This is a genomic window from Desulfospira joergensenii DSM 10085 (genome assembly GCF_000420085.1).
Classification (GTDB): domain Bacteria; phylum Desulfobacterota; class Desulfobacteria; order Desulfobacterales; family Desulfobacteraceae; genus Desulfospira; species Desulfospira joergensenii.
This window is the reverse complement of record NZ_ATUG01000001.1, coordinates 421,337-443,491: the sequence shown is the minus strand read 5'-3', so window position 1 is coordinate 443,491 and position 22,155 is coordinate 421,337. Positions and strand designations below refer to the sequence as shown.

The following is a 22,155-nucleotide window of genomic DNA, read 5'->3' as shown; positions in this document are numbered from 1 at the left end:
CAATCATTTTCTGGATAAGGGATTCGACCCTGGAAATGTCGTCCATTAGAGGGGATTTTTTTGAAATGCCGATATAGGCTTTTTTTCATGGCTGAAGCGAAATTGGGCCATCTCTATTTTATCGGCCATCCCCATCTTGTGAATCTTCTCAATGCCGGGGCCTTCCGCATAAATTACGGTATCCAGACGTCCAAGCAACAATTTTTTGAAATTGAAGCTCACATTGGAAACCGGTTCTTTGTTTAATGTATTATCCCCGTCAAACCGGAGAAAATATTTTGATTCCAGGGTGGTTCCGATGGACAAGGGATAGAGATCATCGTATGTCTGGATAAGGGCGGACTTTCCCCCGGGAACAAAAAAGACCGTATCTGACCCAAGCCTGTAGGGTGGTTGGATAAAATAAATATATTCCTCCCGCTCCGGCCGCTTCAGCAGCCCTGTCATAAGGTCGATGGTTCCACTCTTCATCATGTAAAGACGCCTGGCAAAGGGGGCATATAGGAAGACAAGCCTTGTATCCAATTTTTTGGCAATCGCCTGCAAAATTTCTGCACTGAGCCCGTTGTTTTTTTCTTCGGCTACTGAGACACTTAATGCATCAATAGCCATTACAGGGGCAGGGGCATACCACAGAAAGAGACTCCACAGAAAAAAGCATACAAGAGAAAGAGATTTCATTTTTGAGGAATTCGTGTTTTTAAACTACAGATTAATTTGTCATCTGGCTGGCGGCCAGATATTATTTTTACCAGCAAATAAGCTGTGTGTAAAGGCAAATCCCGTTTCCGGCCAGGGCAACCCTTTTCGTGGCGCACACAATAAAACCGAGCCGATACAAAAAGCGCGAGGCGGATTGGCCGGGAACCCCGAAGTCCCGCGGACAGGGGTCTGCTGCCGGTTTAAACAAATCCGAAAACAATAGCGCCGGGCGTTAAAAAATGCGATCATGTGAGCGTAAAAAAAATAACTCAGATTATGGGGGAGGCAGATCCTGTGAATCTAAAGTCAATTATCGTTAACGGCTATGAAATGACCTATTTGGACCAAGGGGAGGGGATCCCTGTAATATGGATCCACGGCTCTCTCGGCGACTGCCGTTCCTGGGAAAATCAAACAGAGTTCTTCAGTAAAAAATACAGAACCCTTGTTTTGAATCTGCGGCCCGGTTCTTCAGAGTTTGGGAACGAAAGTCCGGTTTCCATTGGTCACCATGCCGAGGATTTATCCGGATTTATAAAAACGCTTGATATGGGCCCTGTGCATCTGGTGGGGCATTCCCGCGGGGGAGCGGTTGTTTTGAAAATGATGACGGTTCATCCGGACCTTTTTCATTCGGCTGTCCTTGCGGATCCGGCCCCGTTCGCTCAATTGTTTTCGGATGATTCAGAAGGCATGGAAGAGATAGAAAGACGGAATCGTATCGTTGGAAAAGCACTCGACCTGATTCAGAAAGGGGACCTGGATAAAGGGCTGGAGTTATTTACAGACTCGGTAAGCAGAATGGGTGCCTGGAAAAAATTCTCAGAAGCGGCCCGGCAAATTCGCAGAGAAAACGCCGGATCTTTAAAAAGCCTGATCAGGGACGTACAGGAGCCGCTCAACTGTGAAAACCTGAAAAAAATAAAGAATCCTGTTCTTCTCATCACAGGAGAAAACAGTCCTCGTATTTACGGGAGGATGCATGAAACACTCCGGGGCTGTTTAAGAAATTTCCAATGGGCAGTCATTGGCAATGCCTCCCATGGAATGCACCGGGACAATCCAGAAACGTTCAACGGATTTGTGATTGATTTTCTGAATAAAAACAGTCCCAAACAAGGCCGTTGACCCGGGGCTGCTCAGCTCTTCCGCTTGACTTCAGGTTCATGGAAATTCAAGATCCGGATTAAAAAGAGCTTTTTGATTGAGGGGACCCCCGGTCCCGCTGGGGACCGGGGGATCAGGCCGGTTTTTTAGATGATGTTTTTTTTAATGGCCACGGCCAGGCCGATCATGATGACGGTGAAAAATCCGCCAAGACCGAGTGCCACAAGAATAGCAGGTGATGTTGTCATTGTTCTGCTCCGTATTCGCTCCGTAAATTTCCAGTCCAAGTCCACATGACGCACAAACCGCCATGAAATACAATATTTTGCCATGGGAGTCAAAGGGAAAATTCCCGGACAAAAACAGCAATTTTTTACAATACTTTTTCTGGAAAAAGGGGTAATTTAAAAAACATGAAGGCCAAAGCAAATGTCAGTTATTTTCGGGATCCGGAACTGCCGGGGATTGACCTCTGCCTGGTTCAGAATTCCCATCACAGGTTTCCCGATCATTTCCATGAAAAAATTTACGGTGTCGGTCTCATGCAGTCGGGCGCCAGCTTCTGCTTCCGGGGGGATGCCCCGGACCCGGTTGTGGGGCCCGGCGAAGTGACCCTGCTCAATCCCGGCCAGATCCATTCAGGGGTGCCGGTGGATGAGGGACCGGTAACCTATTTCATGTGCTATATCACCCTGGAAGCCATGAAAAACCTGGCCGGTGAGTCGGATTCAGGCCCGGCTGCCTGGCCGGAATTTACCACCGGGATCGTCCATGAAAAACAGGTTTCCGCCTTATTCCGCCAGGTCTTCAGAACCCTGATGCACAGCAGGGATTGCCTTGAAAAAGAAGCCCTTCTGGTGGCCGCCTTTCATTTCCTCTTCTCCTGCCACGGCAGAGCCGGGCAATCTCAATACAAAAAATTGCTGCGCCATCCGGTATCCCGGGCCCGGGAGATCCTGTCTGCCGAGCTGGACAGGAAACTGACCCTGGAAGAGGTTGCCCAAAGCGTTGATTTGAGCCGGTATCATTTTTTAAGAATTTTCAAGCAGGATACGGGCCTCTCCCCCCATCTCTACAGAATCCAGAAGCGGATTGAAGCGGGCAGGGAACTCCTGCTCAAAGGGACTCCGGCTGCCCAGGCCGCCCTGGAGACCGGGTTTTCCGATCAGAGTCATTTCGCCAATACCTTTCGCAGGTATTTCGGTGCCACCCCCAGGCAGTATCTTTCCCTGGCCGCCTCCTGAAAGTGCAATCTCCTGAAGTTCTGTTTTTTTACTTCTATATCTGTTCTCAAAAATAGGGTTCTTTATTTTTATCTTCTATTTTGACTCTGCACAGGCTTAAGGGAGGAGCGAAGGTTTTCGCGGATTGGATTCCTTCGGGCGGCAGGACGCCGCAGGAGAAGGGATCCCCCCTCGGAGAAAATCATGGATGATTTTCTAGAATGAGCGCAAAATCTTTGCTCCTCCCGGCAGGAATCGGAATTTTATTTTGGGAACAGCTATAAATTGTAAACAAAATCGGGCGCATGGCAATATCCTGCAATACTTCAATCCGGTCCCAATATAGGATGATCTTCAGAACAACGGCAGGCCATGTCCCTGGAGCATGATTGACCCGGGGCAGGGCATTAAGATGGATGAGATTTCAGACCCTCTGGCAGGGCCTGTTCAGGAGAGGATTGTACAATGACAGCTTTGGATCAAGAAAAACAGACCCCGATTTCAATGTCCCTGGACACCCGGCATGACCTATTGCCGATTCTGGCCCTGCTGGCGGCGGTCCTGTTCTGGGGCGGTTCTTTTGTGGCCATGAGGGTAAGCGTCAAGGTCCTCCATCCCCAGGCGGTGATGTTCTGCCGCATGGCCATTGCCTGCCTGGCCATGCTTCCCTTTGCCGGGCGGCTGAAGCCGGACAAGTATCTCAGAGGGGACTTAAAACTTCTTTTGCCCATGGTCCTTCTTCAGCCCTGCCTCTACTTCCTATTTGAGTCCAATGCTCTGAAATTGACCACATCCTCCCAGGCCGGGGTAATCTCTGCATCGGTTCCCCTTCTGGTGGGTATCGGGGCCTGGCTTTTTTTGTCGGAATCCATTTCCCGGCGGACCATTGCAGGGCTGATCATTTCCGTGGCCGGGGTGGCCCTCCTGACCCTTTTAGGGGAGGGAAGTCATCCCGGGGACAACCCCTTCTGGGGAAATATTTTGGAATTTCTGGGCATGGGATGTGCGGCCGGAAGCATGGTGATCGTCAAACAATTGAGCAGCCGGTATAATCCCTGGACCCTCTCGGGCATGCAGTTTTTGGCCGGGGTTCTCTTCTTCTCTCCGGGGATCGGCCATCTCATGGCTTGCCCCCGGGCGGTCTTTACAGGGAACCTTCTGCTCTCCCTCGGGTTTCTGGGATTATTTGCCTCCCTGGGGGCATTCGGCCTTTACAACTGGGCCATGAGCCGGATTCCGGCGGCCCGGGCATCCGTGTTTATCAATCTGGTTCCGGTGGCGGCCGTGATCTTTGGCTGGACAATTCTGGGAGAGACCCTTTCCCTTGGACAGTCCGGGGCGGCCGTCATGGTTGCAGCAGGGGTGATCATCAGCCAGAGGACCCCGAAAACAAAGGCCCGAGATTCCCTGGGCAAGAAGACGGCATAATCCATCCGGGCTAGGACTCAATGAGTGTCATCTGCCGGCAATGGGTCTCTTTTGTGAAGAATAAAAGCAGGACAGACAAAAGGATCCACACGATCATGGGGATGAATCCGGTCTCATAGGCCTCAAGGGAATAACTTCTGACACCCTCTGCCATCTGACCGCTCCACCGGGCATCGAGTATCCGGCCCACCAGGGGCTGGAGCAGGGTCGGTCCCATCATGGATCCCATGTTGGTCAGTCCGGAAATGGTTCCGGACAGGGTCAGGGGAACACTCTCCTTGGCAAAGGCAAAGCTGATAATCATGGATCCTGAACAAAACCCGGTCATTGACAGGATCAGGATCAGCTGAAGCATGGACAGGTCTTCCCGGAACAGGATCAGGGACCATCCAACAGCGGTCAGCACACATCCGGCAATATAGAGGGGTTTTCTTTTTCCCAGGACATCGGACATCCATCCGAAAAAGGGGCTTCCCAGGGCCCATCCGATGAGCAGGACAGAGGTCAGGGAGGCGGCTCTTCCCGGGGTCAGGCCGTGGTGGGAGACCAGGTAGGGGACCCCCCACAGGCCGGAAAAGGTGAGAATATTTCCTACGATGCCTCCGGGGATGATAAAGAGCAGCCAGGTGTTCCTGAACCGGAGTGCTTTGATGAAATTGTTTCGGAAGCTGTCTGAAGGGGAGGATTGGGGGCCGGTCCCCACGGCAATAAAATCCGAATACCCTTTTTCCCGGGGATAGTCCCTGACCACAAACCAGATCAGGGCTCCCAGCAGGATCGTGATGATCCCCGAGGAAACGATGACCGGACGCCAGGAAAAAGTATCCATCAGAAACCTCAGGGGCGGGCCTGCCGTAACCGCACCGATAAGGCCTATGGAAATGGCATTCCCGGCCACAAATCCGTAAAAGTTTTTGGGAAACCATGAAGAGGACAATTTGAGAAGCCCTACAAAGGCAACGGCCACCGAGGCTCCGATGAGAAGGCGGCCAAGTCCTGCGGCAAAAAATCCCGAAGACATGGAGAATAAAAGGGTGCCCATGCCTGCAGCCAGGCATCCGGCAGATAAGAGCTTTCTGGGGCCCAGGGTATCTGCAAGGATCCCCGTGGGGATCTGCATGGACACATAGGAATAAAAATAAAGACCGGACAGATGGCCCAGCCCGGAGGCCGAGATCTGAAAATCGCGCATGAGTTCCTGGGTCATGACGGCCGGGGCCACCCTCTGGAAAAATCCCACCAGGTAGAACATCGCTCCCAGCCCCCAGATCAGCCAGGCCAGGGACATGGGCGGAGTATTGAGTCTGTTGTTTTCAAAGGATTCCAATTCTAGCATTCTCCCAAAATAAGTCAGCAGTTTACCCATTACCTTGGCCCGGCAATTGTTCCCCTCCCATGTTTTCCTTCCAGGCATCTATGTCATACCACCGGGGTTAGATCAAGGAAGAAACGCAGTTTGCGTCGGATTCGCCCGTGGTTTATCCTCCCCCCGGGGGAGGGCGGCAAGGCCCTTCATCTCTTGTCGTTTTGACAATCATGCTTATCTTTGGTTCTATTTAAGGGGAGTGCTCCGGCATCATTTTTCAGACAGAGGCCTATTCAAAAGGAGACCGTTATGGAGAAAGTACTCATCACAGGCGCATCCGGTTTTGTGGGGCAATATCTGTCCAGGATTTTTCTGGACAGGGGATATTCCGTGACTGGCCTGGGAACCTCGAAAACCCATTTTTTATCTGAAGAATCCCCCCAGTTCACCTGGGTCAGTGCAGACACCACCCTGGAAGGAGAATGGCAGGCCCATGCTGCCGGGGCAGACATCATCATCAACCTGGCCGGCAGGAGCATATTCAAGTACTGGACCCCAAAGTACAAGCAGGCCATCCATGACTCCCGGATAAAGACCACCCAAAATATCGTCAGCGCCCTTGAAAAGGGGCAAACCCGGAAACTTCTGACCACGTCGGCCGTGGGAATTTACGGGGACTGCGGGGATGATCTGCTCACCGAAGAGACTGCCCCGGGAACCGGTTTTCTGGCCGATGTCTGCCGGAACTGGGAAGGGGCGGGAATCCAGGCAAGGGAAAAGGGGGTGAAAACCGCGGTCATGAGGTTCGGGGTGGTTCTGGGGAAAAACGGCGGAGCCCTGGCCACCATGCTGCCGGCCTTCAAGTTCTTTGCAGGAGGTCCCCTGGGAGGCGGCCGGCAATGGTTCCCCTGGATTCATATGAAAGATCTTGCCGTGGCCGTGGCCTTTATCATTGAGGAAAAGGAGCTTGAAGGGGTGTTCAACTTTACCGGGCCCAGGCCTGTCCGTCAAAAAGAGTTTGCCCGCTCCCTGGGACGGGTTCTGAACCGGCCGGCATTCATGCCGGCCCCTGCCTTTGTGGTGAAAACCATCATGGGAGAGCTGGGCGCATCCCTCCTCCAGAGTCAGCGGGCCCGGCCCGGGAACCTGGAGGAAGCCGGGTATGAATTTTTGTTTCAGGATGTGGAATCGGCCCTTGCCGATATTTTAGATAAGCGCTTCCGGGAAAATGGTTTGTAAATCTCCATGAATATGGTATAAAATTTGCTGTTTAAATCGAAAAGTGTCTTATGAATCAGCCATGTTGAATGGCATAGGAATGCAGGCGTATTGAAAATAGTGAATACAGATAAAACACCAAGAAAAGGAGAGTAAGCATGGAATTTAAATCTATCGATGAAATATTGGAATTTGCCATTGACAAGGAAAAAGAGGCGGTTGAATTCTACACCTCCCTGGCCAAGGAAGCCACCCGGAACTCCCTTAAGGAGACCTTTCAAAGGTTTGCCCAGGAAGAACAAAAGCATGTGGTTCTTCTTTCCGATATTTCAGGCAATAAAGAAAAGATTGATTCCTATGAGTTTAAACCGGTAACCGATCTAAAGATCAGTGATTACATGGTGGAGACTGAATACAAAGAGGGCATGCCCATGCCTGAAATCCTCAAACTTGCCATGAAAAGGGAGGAAAAGGCGGTAAAGCTCTATTCCTCACTCGAAAACCAGACCGACGTGGAAGAGGCCAAAAAGGTTTTCCGGATTCTGGTCCAGGAAGAGTCCAAGCACAAGCTTGCCCTGGAGTCCATGTACGACGACTACCTGGCCGACCAGGACAACTAGTCTGATCTTTAATCTTCACCCGTCAACGGCGTTGCTGCAGAAATCTGGAACCGCAGAACACTCCGGTTCCAGATTTCTTTTCGCCTGTATGGGCAGATATGTGAGCAAAAACTCCCCTGTGAGCCATCCAAGCGCGGAGTTTCCATTAAAATTTTTCGATGGCCTGATATTCGATTTGCCGTCCCAGGGTTTTCTTTATAGGAATTCCTTTACTAAATTGCCGTATAGGAACGGCCGAATATAAATGAAGATGCGAGGGGCAGATGATGCTCCCGCTGATAGCTGTTCTCGCTTCCTTAAGAGGTATGAAAATGGATCTAAACTGCCTGTTCAGACCCTCCACCATGGCTGTGATCGGCGTGTCCACAACACAGGATGATCATCCTGCCAATGTCATTTACAGCAAAAATCACCTGAGGTATCCGGTGAAGACCTTTCCCGTGAATCCCAGGGGAGGGTTCATCCACCGGGAGCGGCTCTATGAAAGTGTGGAGCAGATCGGGGAAAAAATCGATATGGCCGTGATTGCGGTGCGGGCCGAGTTCGTTCCAAAGGTTGTGGAAGAGTGCATCCAAAGTGGTGTGGGCGGGGCCGTGATCATATCCGGAGGCTTTGCCGAATCCGGAAACCAGGAGATCCAGGACCGGGTGACCCGGATAGCCGGGGAAGCCGGATTCCCCTTTGTGGGGCCCAATTGCCTGGGGGTTTACTCCCCGGACTATGTGGACACCTTTTTCCTCCCCGGCGAAAGGCTGATCCGTCCGGAAAAGGGAAACATCGGATTTATCAGCCAGAGCGGCGGGGTCCTGGTGGATCAGATGGTGAAATTCGCAGGCCAGGGCATCGGGATTTCCCTGGCCGTGAGCATCGGGAACAAGGCCTGCATCCGGGAGAATGAGATGCTCCAATACCTGGATCAGGACCTGGGGACAAAGGTGATTGCCTTTTACATCGAAGGCTTTGGCAGGGGGGAGGGCCGGGAATTCGTCAAAATGGCCGAACAATGCTCCAAGCCGGTGGTGGTTCTCAAGGCCGGCAAAAGCACAAGGGGCATGGCAGCGGCCTCCTCCCATACCGCATCCCTGGCAGGGGATTACCGGGTTTTTTCGGAGATCATGAAGCAGCATTGCGTGGCCGAGGCAGACAACGAATATGAACTGACCTCATTCTGCGAGTCCCTAAGCTGCTATCCCAAGGGAATCAGCGGCAGGGCCGGGATTATCACCCTGAGCGGAGGACACGGTGTGGTGGCGGCCGATGCCTGTGAGCTTCACGGGGTGGATGTTCCTGAAATCAAAGAAGAGACCAAGAAGATCATCCGGGAAGAACTCTCCCCGGAGATCCAGGGAATCGTTTCCCTGGACAATCCCCTGGATCTCACCGGGAGCTGCCGGGACCGTGATATCCTGGTGGCGGCAACACACCTGTCCCGGGACGATAGTGTGGATTGTATCATTGCCCTGCTCCTTCCCTATTCTCCGCTGATATCGGCCGATATCGGCGCCAAACTGAGCCAGGTGGCCAGGAACGAGGGCAAGCCCCTGATCGCCTATGTGCCCAATGAGGATAAGTATAAGATCATCATCGAAGGCTTTGAACTGAACAATATCCCTGTGGCATCTTCCGTGGACGGTGCCGTGTTCATGGCCAAGGCCCTGAAACGGTGCCGGAGGATTTAATCCCCGTTGTGGGAGGGAAAAACCAATGACCATGTTGAAAAAACTGAGCAGACAGATCATCGAGAACTCCCGGGAAACCGGCTGGGTACTGGAGCCCGATGCCAAGGCATTGATGAGGCTTGCGGGGCTGGATATTCCGGATTTCATCCTGACCGATTCCATTGAGGCGGCCGGGCACTTCCTTGACCGGGCCGGCTGTCCGGTGGCGGCCAAGGCGGTTTCCAAAAAGATCCTTCACAAGACAGAACACCGGGCCGTGGTGACCGGGATTGCCTCCAAAGATCACCTGAAAAGGGAAATGGAGAGGCTCCTTGCCCTTGACGGGTGCGAAAAGGTTCTCATCGAGGAAATGGTCATGGGTATTGAATTGATTATCGGGGCAAAAAACGATTTTCAGTTCGGGCCGGTGGTGGTATTCGGCCTGGGCGGAACGGCCGTGGAAGTTTACAGGGACACGGCCGTAAGAATGGCCCCCTTAAAACCCGGAGATGTGGTTTCCATGGTGGAATCCCTAAAGGCCAGGGATCTTGTTCTGGGCCACCGGGGAGGGCAGGGGGTGAATATGGAGGCTCTGACCCGGATGATGGAGGCCTTTTCCTGTCTGATCATTGAGCTTGAACATGAGATTGAATCCGTGGACCTGAACCCGGTGATCTGCACCGGAGAAAAGTGCATCATTGCCGATGCCCGGATCATCTTGAAGTGAGATTTTAGATTTTTAAATTGTGGACTGGAATTTTACGGTATAGGAATTGTGATGAATGAAAAGAAACGATTGAAACTGGTATCCTGGAATGTGAACGGGTTAAGGGCGGTCATGAAAAAGGATTTCATTAAAAGTGTCCGGGCCCTGGATCCGGACATTCTCATGCTCCAGGAGACCAAGCTCCAGGAAGACCAGAGAACCGATGAGATGATCCATCTGGATTCCTACCAGTCCTTTTGGGCCTACTCCACCGTAAAAAAAGGATATTCAGGCGTGGCCTCCTATTCAAAACTCAGACCCGTTCAGGTGAAAACCTGTTTTTCAAGGCCTGAATTTGATCAGGAAGGCCGGATCATACAGATGGATTTTCAGGATTTCATCCTCTTCAATATCTATTTTCCCAATGGCCAGATGAGCGATGAACGGCTCAAGTACAAGCTCGATTTTTACGATTTTTTCCTCGATTATGCGGATCAGCTTCGAAGGGACGGAAAAAGCCTGGTCATCACCGGGGATTTTAATACGGCCCACAATGAGATCGACCTGAAGAATCCCGGGCCCAATTCCAAACGGTCCGGGTTTCTGAGGATAGAGAGGGATATTCTGGACCGGATGATCGATGAAGGCTATGTGGATACCTTCCGCCACCTCCATCCGGAGACCGTTAAATATTCCTGGTGGTCTTACCGGTTCAGTGCAAGGAAGAACAATGCCGGGTGGCGCATTGATTATTTTTTCGTGACCCGGGACATGGTGGATCAGGGCAGGATACGTTCCGCCTTCATCGACAACGATATTTTCGGCTCGGATCACTGCCCCGTGGGGATTGAGATTTCTCTTTGAGATCTAAAAACTTGGACCGGGTATATTGCACAATTAACGGGTTTGGAGTAACATTCAATCATGTTTAATGAAAATCAACTAAACGCAATAGACCAGGCGATTCAAACTCATCTGATCTCCGCAGGGATCGACCATGTCATTTATATGGATATGAGCGGGAATGCCATAGCCAAACATTCCAGCGGGAAGACCCGGCTGGATTCTACGGCTTTTGCGGCCCTTGCCGCGGGAAATTTCGCTGCCGTGGACGCCATGGCCAAGCTTGTGGGGGAGCCTGAATTTTCCCTGTTGTTTCACAAGGGGGAAAACTCGAGCATCCATTTCAGCAAAGTAAATGAGGACACCCTGCTGATCTCCATGTTTGGGAAAGAGACTTCCCTGGGAATGGTGAGACTGAAAGTCGCTGAGGTTATTAAAAAAATAAATCAAGCCCTTGCCAAGGGTTGATCTATTTTCCATATCAGGCCTTGGGAAAAAACGCGGCCAAAGGTCTGATCCTGTCCGTAAAGGGGGACGAAATTGGCGCTCATCAATGTAAAATCCAAAGAAGTTCAAGTTAAAATCGTCTACTATGGTCCGGGAAGGGGGGGCAAAACCACCAACCTGGAATATATCAACAGCAAATACCGCGATCAGATCAAGACAGAGATGGTCAGTCTTAAAACCCATGACGACAGGACCCTTTTTTTTGATTTTCTTCCCTTTGACGTGGGCCGGATCAAGGGCTTTGAGGTCACCATCCAATTGTATACAGTCCCGGGGCAGGTCAAATACAATGCCACGAGAAGGCTGGTCCTGCGGGGGGTGGATGGGATCGTTTTTGTGGCCGATGTCCAGAAAGATCAGAGGAAAAAGAATATCGAATCTTTAAACCAGCTCTATGAGAATTTGGAAACCTACAACCTTGATCTGTTTAAAATGCCCCTGGTCATGCAGTACAACAAGATCGATTTAAGAAAATCAAATATCCCCATCCTCTCTTCACAGATCCTGCAGAAGGATCTGAACGGGCTGTTAAAAGTGCCGGCTTTTGAGGCAAGTGCCTTAACCGGAGGGAATGTCATTCCCACTTTGAAAAAGATCATATCCACTACCCTGGGATCCATTCAGGATCAGATGTTCTAAGGAGGTTGTTTTGGACTCACTTGAGAAACTCAGGCAGATTATCGGTTCAATGGAATCCGGGATTCGGGACGACAAGGTCAATGAATTCCAGAAACAGGTCCGGGATCTGGAAACCCGGGTCATGGAAAATCCTCCGGCGGCCTCCATTTTGAAGATGATGCAGTCCATGGGAAAATATCTGGGATCCAGAATGGATCAGGCCCACCCAGATACCCTGGGGGTGCTGGAAGGTCTGGCCGGGCAATTGGAGAGCCTGGTCCGGAAGCCGGATCTTTCCCCGGACCAGGCCAGGGGGATACAGGAGCAGGCTGTCCGCTCGTTCAGGACTCTCAAAGCGGCCATCGCTTCCCCCCCCCAGGTCACGGAAGAGGAAATAGAGGAACTCAAGGCCGTGATCCTTTCCATTGACTGGGAAATTTCAGACATCACCCTGACAGGCTTTACCCGGGTGATCAACCGGCTGATTGGAAAGTTAAAATCCCAGAAAATCCATTTTTCTTTTTTAAAGATCATGCAGAGCCTGGTGGGGTATGTGGCCAAGAACAAGGCAGATTCCCACAGGGATTCCATTGGCCTGCTCCGCCGGGTTTTTACAGATTATGAACGCATGGTCCAGACACCGTCCATGTCCATGACCGAAAAAAAAGAGATGATAGAGGCCGATATCCGCGCCTTTGGTGATTTTAAGCGGGAAATCAGTCAAACAGGAAGGCCGGCCTCTGAAGAGGAATCTTTTGCCGAGGAACTTGCTCCGGCCCTGTCCCATGTGAAAGTCTCTTCCTCACCCGGGACCCTGGCCCCCCTGAATGAACTTTCAGACCAGGACATCGTTTTTTCAGAAGGGGAGGAGGATATGGAAGATCTGACTCCGGCCCTGTCCCATAAGAAAGAGACGGATCAAGAACCAAGGGATGTCATGGGAGAGCTTTTTACGGCCAAGGAATCCCCTGCGGACGAGCTTCTGGATGCCATCCATCTGGCGGACATTCACGGTCCCGGGCAGGAACACGCCAAAGGGATGTTCGGAACCGGTCCCGGCCGGGAAGAGCAGGAGGGGGTAAAGGTCTTTACGCCCCAGAGGGATGACCGGGAGCCCATATCGGAAATCGATAACCGGCTGGATGAATTCTTCAGCCAGGATGGGGCCCAGGATGTGCCAGAGGATGTGCCAGAGGATGTGCAAATGGTCAGGCCTGGAGAAGATATCCGGGAGCCGGAAAGCGCAGACATGGAACCGGGCCTGTTTCAGGATGAGACCCGGCCCGGACCCGGACCGGAGACAAAAGAGGTTCGGGAACCCGGCCCGGTCCCGGAGGAGGATCCTGAATCCATTGTTCCCTTTAAGCATGAGGATGAAATCTACAGGGAAAACGAGGAAACCGGGGATGTGAAACCAACGGGGTTGGATCGACTCAAGGCCGGCCTCTCCTTTCCGGCCGGGCTGGCCCGGGAGGATTCCCATGAGGCAGTGAAAGAGGATATTTCCCGTCTGGCCGATCTCTGGCAGGGGGATCCGGACAAGTGCGCTCTATTGGAGATCATCAGCGGTCTTGCCCGGCATATCCATGATTCCGGAAAAGAAGATATTCCAGAACCTGAATTGGAACTCCACCCCGTGGAAGAGGAAACAAGGGGCGCTGAACCAGAGGTTCCCAAGCCCAAGGGGTTCTGGGCCAGAATAAAATCAGGGTTCAGCAGATAAAATGATTCTCTTTTGTGAAGATTGCGGAGAAAAAAACCATGTGGACCTTTCCGGCCTGGAGGGAGGAAGGGCCCGGTTTACATGCCGGGAATGCAATTATTTAAATTCCTATCCTCTTCCCTGGCCGGAGCACGCCTTCCTGGAAAAATCCGAAAGCATATGTAAAGAAATGCTTTCTTTTCCTGAAGTTATCGGCCTCTTTTTATACCACAGTCAAAGGGGAATTCTTTTGTCCCGGATGCCGGCCATACTGAAGCAGGCAGATCTCAATACCCTGGGCAGGGAGTTCTCCCGGGCTTATTCCCAAAGCCTTTTGGCCTTTTCCGATGTCCACGGCATGCAGATCCGGATTGCAGAGAAATATTTCATTGTCCACCAGATTAGGGCCGGCTTTTTTCTGGTCATTGTCTCACGGACCCCGTCCCTGTCCCGGGAACTTTGCGGACTCATCCCGGGCCTTGCCGAGTCATCTCCGGTTCCCGGCCCGGATAGGGAAAATTCATGAGCGGGGGACAGGGAATTTCAGCCGTCGCCGAAGTCAGGGGCGTGGATCAATACATCTGGGTGGACCCAGAGGGAAATATCCTGGCCCAGGATACCCGGAATCCCGAACAATTTGCCCGGATGGTCGTTTCCTGTACCCGGCCCCTGTATGAGGTGGGAAAAACCAAGTTCAGGCAAGTTGTCTTTTTACGGGAAAATCAGGAAAATATTTTTATTTTTCCTGTTGGCAATGGGTATCTCGGGGTGATAAAACAAAGAGGTGTTGAGGATGATGAAATGGTACGCGCTCTAGCGGAATTTCTCAACGCAGTTTCGGGTCAAAGAGGTAAATAGGGAGGGACCATGACCGCACAAATGATTATATCTGTTTTCACCCTGGTAATATATCTGATTATTATCTTTGTTTTTAACAAGGCCCGTTCCAAGTATGCCGGGGGAAAAGTAGGAACAGTGGTCAATCTTATCCTGGTCACGGTCTGCCTGTTGTTTATCGCCGATTATGTCGTTATACTGCAGCCCTTCCTGGACAAGGAAATTCTGGATATTGCCCGGGCCCTTTTCCGCACGGCAGCCCTTTCCTTTCTGGCATATGGGGGGGCCAAGGTCGCCGATTCATAACGCCGATTTATAATTGGGCGATCAGGAGAACAGGGAAAATTTCCCCTTCCTGGATTTGTTCTGCCCCTTGCCCCGGTTGAACTGGGAGCGGATCCCTTCAATCAGGATCCTCATATCATTGACGATTCTGTCCTTGTCCTTTGATCCGGCCTGGTATTTCTGGACATACCCCAATACGTTTTCAATCTCTGCAAGAATTTTACCCAGGGGCTGGTTCCCCAGGATCTCTCCCACCCTTTTTAACACCTGTCCGCAGTACTCGATAAATCCGGCAATGATCAGTTCTTTGGGGTGTTTGATCTCGTCCATGGTTTTCAAAGCCGTCTCAACCGCCTGGAAATTGTCGTCTTTGGGCTTATCGATGTTGAAATGCTCAAATATCGTTTTCAGAGGTTCCCCAAGTTCTGATTTGCTTTCCTGGAAAAGGGAAAGGGTCCTCTCCCCCAATTCTTCGGCAATATTTTTCCTGACGGACTGGAGAACGTCGTTGAATACGGTGATGATGCCGGACAGGCTGCTGCCTTCCTCCCCGTTGCCGAGGCTGATCTCATCTTTCTGTTCAATAAGTCCGGAGGAGATCACCGAAAAGAATATCTTATAGACGGCAAATTCGTCATACCCGGATTCCGTGACCACCTGGCGTACCGAGCGGGACCCGTCAATCAGGGAGAGAACCCTCCATTCATTGGCGTTGAGTTTGATCTCATCCTTGCTCTGGACCTTTCCGGACATCCTGAAGACGACTTTGTCGCTGGGAATGACCTTTTTAAAGACCGACAGCTCGTCAATCCTTCTGGAAGCCTCAAGGATCAGCTTCATGGGGTTGAGCTGGGTAACGATCATGTTTTTCAGATTCAGGCGGGCATCCTTGTATTCAAATTTCCCCTTTTCCCAGAAAAGCAGATCGTAGAGGATGGTCTCCACCTGTTTGGTATTGTATTTTTTCAAGGTGTCCAGGGAGATATACCCCTTTTCGACCAGGACTTTTCCAAGGTGAACCTTTTCTCCTTTGGCAAAGGAGAGACACTTCTGGAGCTGCTGGGAAGAGAGAATTCCGTCGGTGCGCAGAAGAAATCCAAGCCTGGCATGCTTCATGGAAGAGGTTGCATATACAATTGTTCCCTGGTCAAAAAAGACCCGGCTCTCTTCATTTTCCCGGGTGACGGCCAGGATACCGGTTTTCTGATCATTGCATAAAAGCTGGAGAATGCTGGCAAGTGTTAACCCTTCAAAATCTCCCTGAAGATTCATGACATCCTTTTCCTTATCATGGTTTCCTGAACCGGATCCATTCGTAAAATCAAAATTCTTAATCTCCCATTATGCCATATTATTTACCCCAATACAATCGGGAAACCGGCAACCTCCACGCCATGATAAGATTCAGATTCCACCGGCCCGGGCTGCAGACAGGCAGGGGGGACTGTGGTTGCCGTCCCGGGCAGCCCGGTCAGAGTCTCTTGGGCAGAACTTTACAGATCCGGTCCGCATGTCTCCGGCCGGATGGCTTGCCGTTCCATTCCGGATAAAGGATTTTTTATAAACAAATCCTTTTCAAACCCGGATCTGTCCATTAGACTGCAAAGAGTAGCGGATGAACCTGAAAAGACTTCATGGGAAAATCAAATCAATGCACACGGTTTTAATCATAGATGATGACGAAGGTGTTGTAAAAACAATATCCGCCATTCTGGGAAGGATGGAGATTCCGGCTGAGGTTTCGTTTACCTTGGAGGATGGGCTTGGGAGACTGGCCCAAGGTGATTTTGATATTGTTTTACTTGACGTAAATCTGCCTGACGGGAACGGGATCGACAGCATTCCCCAAATCATCGACAGGGATTTTCCGCCCCTGGTCATCATCATGACTGCGTACACCGATGCGGACGGGGCCGGTCTGGCCATTGAAAGCGGGGCCTGGGATTATCTTCGAAAACCTTTATCTTTAAAGGATTTGAAACTTCATGTCATCCGGGCCTTGGAATATCAGGAACAAAAAAGGCAAACCATGGATCATGCGGTATTTGAAGTTCCCGATATTATCGGCACCAGCAAAGCCATTCAGCAATGCCTGGCACAATCCGCGCAAATCGTGACCAGTGATGCCAATGTATTGATCACCGGGGAGACCGGCACAGGCAAGGAATTGTTTGCCAAGGCCATCCATGACAGGAGTGCAAGACGAAACGGCCGTTTTATCGTGGTTGACTGCAGTATTTTGTCTGAAAATTTTATTGAAAGCGTTTTGTTCGGTCATGAAAAAGGTGCCTTCACCGGAGCCGACAAAATGAGAAAGGGATTGATCACCCTTGCCAACGGCGGAACTCTGTTTTTGGATGAAGTCGGTGAACTCCCGGAATCCATACAATCTTCTTTTCTGCGTGTTCTTCAGGAAAAAAAATTCCGGCCCGTTGGAAGTGAAGAAGAGGTTGAAAGTGATTTCAGAGTGATCTGTGCCACCAACAAGGATCTTGACCAAATGGTGTCAAAGAATCGATTCCGGAGGGATCTGCTCTATCGGTTAAAGACATTTGTCTTAAACCTGCCGCCGCTCAGGGAGCGGAAACAGGACATCCACCAGATCGCATTGTCCCAGATTCAGACCAGTTGTGATCACCATCATAAACCCGTAAAAGAGATGGCCTCTGATTTTCTCGATGCATTGGAAAAGTACGACTGGCCCGGAAATGTGCGGGAACTCATCAATGCAGTCGAAACCAGTGTAACCTCGGCCCAGCTTGGAGAAAAATTATTTGCAGTTCACCTTCCCCGGCAGATCAGGGCCCAGATCGCAAGGGCATCTGTTGAAAAACAAAATTCAGCCCCGCCGTTGAATGATAAAGATGACAGGGCTGGCCTGCACGCCATGGTATATAGGGACTTCATTGAAAAAACAGAACAAGAATACCTGAAATCATTATTTGCCGATACCGGCGGCGATATTCAAATGATGCTAGAACGTTCCGGCCTGTCCCGGACGGTTTTATACCGGAAACTGAAGAAACATCAGGTCGGCTGACCCCTTTCATTTCTGTTTCATTTTCGGGACAAATCCCGGAGTGGAAACAAGTATCATTTCATTTTAGAGATCCGATAAGATTCCCCCTTTCCTTTTTTTATTCATTTTTTCATTCTAACTGTTTGTTATTAATCACAAAAAAGCAAAGTTACAGCTTTGTGACGACTGTGGTACAGGACTTGTAGTACAAATGGCATGACTCCTTTTAAAGGCGATGCGCAAAGATGATCGATGAAAAAATCCCAATTCTCCTTTTCTCTTCAAGGGTGGACAGCCATTTGAAAAAAATTAAAGACTCCCTTATCCGGCTGACTTCAGGAGCGGAAATAGTTCACTGCAGCACCATCAAGGCTTTTTCCGATGGTATCCTGGGAATGCTTTTCGGCCTGGGGATTATTCTGATCCTGATCCGGGACAACAGAGAATTGGAAAAGATCCTTCAACTGCTTCAAATTCTGAAAGATCACGATATCATATTGATTCTTGATGAAAGTGGCGTGAAGGGCATGCAGAAGAGTCTGGATCTCTACCCCAGATACATCAGTTATATCAAAGATGACTACACAGACGTCTTTCAGGTCATGGAAAAAATGGCAATTAAAATAAAAAGAGGGAAAAAGAATGACGGATGAAATCAATGCAATAGATCAGGCTGTAAAAGCCACAAGGGTTAAAGCCGGCAAGTACCTGACATTCTCACTTGGCCGGGAAGAGTACGGGATCGGTATCCTGAAGGTAAAGGAGATTATCGGGATGATGCCGATTACTGCGGTGCCCAGAACTCCCGCCTTTGTAAAAGGTGTTATCAATCTCCGGGGAAAAGTCATCCCGGTGATCGATCTTAGATCCAAATTTGATATGGAATCCATTCCTTACAACGAGAGGACCTGCATCATCGTTGTTGAAATTGATGTGCAAGCGGCAACCGTTCTTATCGGAATAGTGGTGGACTCTGTTTCCGAGGTTTTAAACATCAAAGAAGATGATATCGAAGAGACCCCCACATTCGGAACCCGGCTGGACACCCACTATATTCTGGGCATGGCCAAGATGGAAGGGGGCGTTAAAATTTTACTCAACATAGACCGGGTGTTATCCGCAAAAGAAATTACAGCAATAGAAAAAGTTTCCTAGAAATATTAAATTTTTAAAGCAAAATAAAGGAGATTTAAAGATGAAAAGTTTGAGTTTGGGGGCTAAGATTGCCATGGGGTTTGCATTATTGATTATCATTGCCGGTGCCCTGGGGCTGATGGCGATCTGGCGGATGGGAGGGGTTGAAACCCAGAGTGCCATGCTTGCCCATGAGTATGTCCCGGAAGTGGATATCGCCAATGAACTCCGCGGTGCGGCCAACCGGGTCATGTATGAGATGAGGGGATACGGGCTTACGGAAGACAAGAAATTTTACGAAAAAGCCCTGGCAGAGGTGAAGGCGGTTGAAACGGCATTGCAGAAAGCCAGGGATCTTGAGGAAAAATCTCCAAACCTGAAAAAATTGAAAGCCAAGATTGGGATCGCTGCCCAGGCGGTTGGAGAATACAAAAACCTGATGCAGGAAACCATTGAAGTAAATGCAAAAATGGACGCCAATAGAAAAACATTGGACAGTTCCGCTGCAAAATATATGAAAAATTCCGCAGAATTTTTGAATGGGCAGAATGAAAAATTGAAAACAGACCTGGAAGAGCGCCAGCAGAAAATCAAGCTGGTATCCAACCTGGTAGAGATGGGTTCCTTTGTAAGGGTTAACAACTTCAAAGCCCAGGCTCTCAATGATCCCCTGCTTTTGGAAAAAGCAATTGAAAGACTCAACGACATTCATGAACCCCTGGAGGGACTCAGAGAGATCTCCCGGGCAAAGGAGGATATCCAGAGAATCAATGCCACACAAAAAGCAGCCAAAGAATACCAGAACGCCATGAAGGCGTTTGCAGTCCAATTTAAAAAAGGCAGTCTGGCCCAATCCGGTCTGCTGAACAAGTATAGAAAACAGATGGATGACAATGCTTCAATTTATGTGGCAAACTGTGACGAATTTTTGGAAGGCCAGCAGGAAAAGCTCACCAAAGATATGCTGGAAAGAAATGAAAAAATCACCCTGGTCAATGATATTATTGACCTTGGGAATGCAACACGGATAGGGGCATTCAAATCACAGGCCCTGAGAAGTCCTGGGGTGATGAACCATGCATTGGAGAATTTCCCGAAAATCGATGAGAAATTTGAAGAATTGAAAAAAATTACTCATCTGGAAGAGGATTTAAAGACCATTGAGGATGTCCATTCCGCCAGCAGCACTTACAAAGAGGCCATGATCGTCTTTCTTGAGAACTGGATGGCAAATGAAGCATTGGGCAAGAAACGTGAGGAAGCCGGGAAAACGGTTATCACCGCCTGCAAAACCACGGCGGATGCCGGTATGGAGGCAACCAACCGGATTGCCAGGGGGGCGGTTGATGCCCTTTCCACTGCGTCAACGATCATGATGATCGGACTGATCGGGGCATTGGCCGTCGGTATCCTGGCTGCCTTTTTCATCACCCGGAGCATTACCAGACCGGTCAACAGAATTATTGCAGGATTAAATGAAGGGGCCGGCCAGGTGGCCTCGGCTTCCGGACAGGTTTCATCTTCCAGCCAGTCCATGGCCGAGGGTGCCTCTGAACAGGCCGCATCCATTGAGGAAACCTCCTCTTCCATGGAAGAGATGTCTTCCATGACCAAAAAGAATGCGGAAAATGCAGGCAATGCCGACGGATTAATGCAGGAGGCCAATCGGGTCGTGAATGAGGCAAACACCTCAATGAGTCATCTGACCCAATCCATGGAAGATATTTCAAAGGCCAGTGAAGAAACATCAAAAATTATAAAAACCATTGATGAAATCGCATTCCAGACCAATCTTCTCGCACTCAACGCAGCCGTAGAAGCGGCCCGGGCCGGAGAAGCCGGCGCCGGATTTGCCGTTGTGGCGGATGAAGTTAGGAACCTTGCCATGAGGGCGGCTGCGGCGGCAAAGGATACGGCCGAACTCATCGAGGGAACCGTTAAAAAAGTGAATGACGGATCCGAGCTTGTCTCTTCTACAAATGAGGCTTTTTCAAAAGTAGCGGAAAGCACATCAAAAGTCGGGGGGCTTGTATCCGAGATTTCCGAAGCGTCAACCGAACAGTCCAATGGGATTGAACAGGTGAATAACGCGATCATAGAGATGGACCGGGTTGTCCAGCAGAATGCGGCCAATGCCGAGGAATCCGCCTCGGCCTCCGAAGAGATGAGCGCCCAGGCGGAACAGCTCAAAGAGTATGTGGACGACCTGGTCAAGCTGGTCACCGGAAGGGAAACCCAAACCGGACGTTTTAAATCCCATGGTCCGGTCAAGACCCTATCTGCAAAACAGAAACCAGGTTCCAAATCAAAGATGCTGGACCATAACCCAAAAGAGGTTCGCCCGGATCAGGTAATTCCCTTTGATGAGGATGAAGATTTCAAAGACTTTTAAGGATTTCAGGACCCAACCCAGGCCCGGGGATGTGAATATTATCCGATATTTACATCCCCGGATCCAAATCCGTTTTATCCGGAGCATAGAAAAATGACGGCAGATAAGGCAGAGAATATAAGGAGTGAATCGAAATTTTACACAAGGGAAGGTCTGTTGGAAATCATAAACGGGCTTCCCCTTGCCATTGCAGTACTGGATAAAAATCAGAGGCTGGTCCTGGTCAATAAAGCTGCCCGCCTTTTTGTGAACAAAGAGGATTCCCGATTGATCGGTGTCGTGGGCGGGGAAGCCCTGGGCTGTATCCATCATAAGAATGCCCCTGAAGGATGCGGGTATGGAAAGGCCTGTCTCAAGTGTAAACTGAGGGCAACCCTGCAAGATACCCTGGAAAAGAGGCAGGGCCATCATATGGTGGAAACCACCATGGTGTTTCAGCCCCATGAACAAAGGCATCTGAGGATTACAACCCAGCCTCTGGTACTCCGTGGAGATGATGTTGTTTTGTTGTCCATTGAAGATGTGACAGGTACCAAAAAACATGAGCAGGCCATACTGGAAAAAGAAAAATTGTCTGCGGTAATCCAGACCGCCGGCGCGGTCTGTCATGAAATGAACCAGCCCTTGATGGTGATACTCGGCTTTTCTGAACTGGTGATGGATGAACTTGCCGAGGGAAATGTCCGGAAATCAAGCATTCTCAAAATAAGGGACCAAGCAGAACGGATGGGGGGAATTACCCGGAAGCTGATGAAGGCTACCCAATATAAAACCAAAGAATACCTTAACTCTGAGATTTTGGATATTGGCGCTGCTTCCGATAAAATTGAACAATTAAATTAAGTTAGAG

General features: G+C 50.1%; 22 protein-coding genes. 19 read left to right on the top strand and 3 right to left on the bottom strand.

Annotated features, from left to right (window positions below; all coding sequences use genetic code 11):
- Positions 1–45: 45 nt before the first annotated feature.
- Positions 46–612: a substrate-binding periplasmic protein gene (locus F608_RS0102150; protein ID WP_022663966.1), complete on the bottom strand. Its 567-nt coding sequence runs from the start codon at positions 610–612 to the stop codon at positions 46–48.
- A gap of 384 nt (positions 613–996) precedes the next feature.
- On the opposite strand from F608_RS0102150, the gene F608_RS0102145 reads away from it, so the two are divergent.
- The 3 genes from F608_RS0102145 (at position 997) to F608_RS0102130 (ending at position 4,460) form a co-directional block, all read left to right on the top strand.
- The gene (locus tag F608_RS0102145; RefSeq protein WP_161626806.1) at positions 997–1,830 is read left to right on the top strand and encodes an alpha/beta fold hydrolase; all 834 of its coding nucleotides are present in this window, start codon (positions 997–999) and stop codon (positions 1,828–1,830) included.
- Positions 1,831–2,222: 392 nt separating this feature from the next.
- Entirely contained in the window at positions 2,223–3,053 is an 831-nt protein-coding gene (locus F608_RS0102135; RefSeq protein ID WP_022663962.1) for a helix-turn-helix domain-containing protein, read from the top strand.
- Positions 3,054–3,497: 444 nt separating this feature from the next.
- Positions 3,498–4,460, top strand: coding sequence for a DMT family transporter (locus F608_RS0102130; RefSeq protein ID WP_022663961.1), 963 nt, complete (start codon positions 3,498–3,500; stop codon positions 4,458–4,460).
- 10 nt (positions 4,461–4,470) lie between these two features.
- Here F608_RS0102130 and F608_RS0102125 read toward each other — a convergent pair whose 3' ends face one another.
- A complete protein-coding gene (locus F608_RS0102125; RefSeq protein WP_051148536.1) occupies positions 4,471–5,796 on the bottom strand; it encodes an MFS transporter in 1,326 nt (441 codons plus the stop codon).
- A 279-nt stretch (positions 5,797–6,075) separates the two neighbouring features.
- On the opposite strand from F608_RS0102125, the gene F608_RS0102120 reads away from it, so the two are divergent.
- From F608_RS0102120 to F608_RS0102070, 11 genes are all read left to right on the top strand, one after another.
- Complete coding sequence (locus F608_RS0102120; RefSeq protein WP_022663959.1) at positions 6,076–7,005, top strand: TIGR01777 family oxidoreductase; 930 nt, start codon at positions 6,076–6,078, stop codon at positions 7,003–7,005.
- 137 nt (positions 7,006–7,142) lie between these two features.
- Positions 7,143–7,604: a ferritin family protein gene (locus tag F608_RS0102115; protein WP_022663958.1), complete on the top strand. Its 462-nt coding sequence runs from the start codon at positions 7,143–7,145 to the stop codon at positions 7,602–7,604.
- Positions 7,605–7,915: 311 nt separating this feature from the next.
- On the top strand, positions 7,916–9,283 hold the full coding sequence (locus F608_RS0102110; protein ID WP_027362381.1) for a CoA-binding protein: 1,368 nt from the start codon (positions 7,916–7,918) through the stop codon (positions 9,281–9,283).
- A 25-nt stretch (positions 9,284–9,308) separates the two neighbouring features.
- Positions 9,309–9,989 (top strand): acetate--CoA ligase family protein, encoded by a 681-nt coding sequence (locus F608_RS0102105; protein WP_022663956.1) that lies wholly within the window; start codon positions 9,309–9,311, stop codon positions 9,987–9,989.
- A gap of 51 nt (positions 9,990–10,040) precedes the next feature.
- Entirely contained in the window at positions 10,041–10,832 is a 792-nt protein-coding gene (locus F608_RS0102100) for an exodeoxyribonuclease III (RefSeq protein WP_022663955.1), read from the top strand.
- Between the two features lie 60 nt (positions 10,833–10,892).
- On the top strand, positions 10,893–11,279 hold the full coding sequence (locus tag F608_RS0102095; RefSeq protein WP_022663954.1) for a roadblock/LC7 domain-containing protein: 387 nt from the start codon (positions 10,893–10,895) through the stop codon (positions 11,277–11,279).
- A gap of 72 nt (positions 11,280–11,351) precedes the next feature.
- Positions 11,352–11,957, top strand: coding sequence for a GTP-binding protein (locus tag F608_RS0102090; protein WP_022663953.1), 606 nt, complete (start codon positions 11,352–11,354; stop codon positions 11,955–11,957).
- A gap of 10 nt (positions 11,958–11,967) precedes the next feature.
- On the top strand, positions 11,968–13,659 hold the full coding sequence (locus F608_RS0102085; protein WP_022663952.1) for a hypothetical protein: 1,692 nt from the start codon (positions 11,968–11,970) through the stop codon (positions 13,657–13,659).
- 1 nt (position 13,660) lies between these two features.
- On the top strand, positions 13,661–14,164 hold the full coding sequence (locus F608_RS0102080) for a hypothetical protein (RefSeq protein WP_022663951.1): 504 nt from the start codon (positions 13,661–13,663) through the stop codon (positions 14,162–14,164).
- Positions 14,161–14,496 (top strand): roadblock/LC7 domain-containing protein, encoded by a 336-nt coding sequence (locus tag F608_RS0102075; RefSeq protein ID WP_022663950.1) that lies wholly within the window; start codon positions 14,161–14,163, stop codon positions 14,494–14,496. Before F608_RS0102080 ends, F608_RS0102075 begins: the two co-directional genes overlap by 4 nt.
- Before the next feature lie 9 nt (positions 14,497–14,505).
- A complete protein-coding gene (locus tag F608_RS0102070; RefSeq protein ID WP_022663949.1) occupies positions 14,506–14,781 on the top strand; it encodes a hypothetical protein in 276 nt (91 codons plus the stop codon).
- A 21-nt stretch (positions 14,782–14,802) separates the two neighbouring features.
- Here F608_RS0102070 and F608_RS0102065 read toward each other — a convergent pair whose 3' ends face one another.
- Positions 14,803–16,032, bottom strand: a complete 1,230-nt coding sequence (locus tag F608_RS0102065; protein WP_022663948.1) for a DUF4388 domain-containing protein — start codon at positions 16,030–16,032, stop codon at positions 14,803–14,805.
- 343 nt (positions 16,033–16,375) lie between these two features.
- On the opposite strand from F608_RS0102065, the gene F608_RS0102050 reads away from it, so the two are divergent.
- The 5 genes from F608_RS0102050 (at position 16,376) to F608_RS0102025 (ending at position 22,148) form a co-directional block, all read left to right on the top strand.
- Positions 16,376–17,800: a sigma-54-dependent transcriptional regulator gene (locus F608_RS0102050; protein ID WP_022663945.1), complete on the top strand. Its 1,425-nt coding sequence runs from the start codon at positions 16,376–16,378 to the stop codon at positions 17,798–17,800.
- 224 nt (positions 17,801–18,024) lie between these two features.
- Positions 18,025–18,432 (top strand): hypothetical protein, encoded by a 408-nt coding sequence (locus F608_RS0102045; RefSeq protein WP_022663944.1) that lies wholly within the window; start codon positions 18,025–18,027, stop codon positions 18,430–18,432.
- A complete protein-coding gene (locus F608_RS0102040; protein ID WP_022663943.1) occupies positions 18,422–18,934 on the top strand; it encodes a chemotaxis protein CheW in 513 nt (170 codons plus the stop codon). Before F608_RS0102045 ends, F608_RS0102040 begins: the two co-directional genes overlap by 11 nt.
- 40 nt (positions 18,935–18,974) lie before the next feature.
- The gene (locus F608_RS0102035; protein WP_022663942.1) at positions 18,975–21,305 is read left to right on the top strand and encodes a methyl-accepting chemotaxis protein; all 2,331 of its coding nucleotides are present in this window, start codon (positions 18,975–18,977) and stop codon (positions 21,303–21,305) included.
- Between the two features lie 156 nt (positions 21,306–21,461).
- Positions 21,462–22,148 carry a histidine kinase dimerization/phospho-acceptor domain-containing protein gene (locus tag F608_RS0102025; RefSeq protein WP_244154228.1) on the top strand — a complete coding sequence of 229 codons (687 nt, stop codon included), beginning with the start codon at positions 21,462–21,464 and terminating at the stop codon, positions 22,146–22,148.
- Positions 22,149–22,155: the final 7 nt, after the last annotated feature.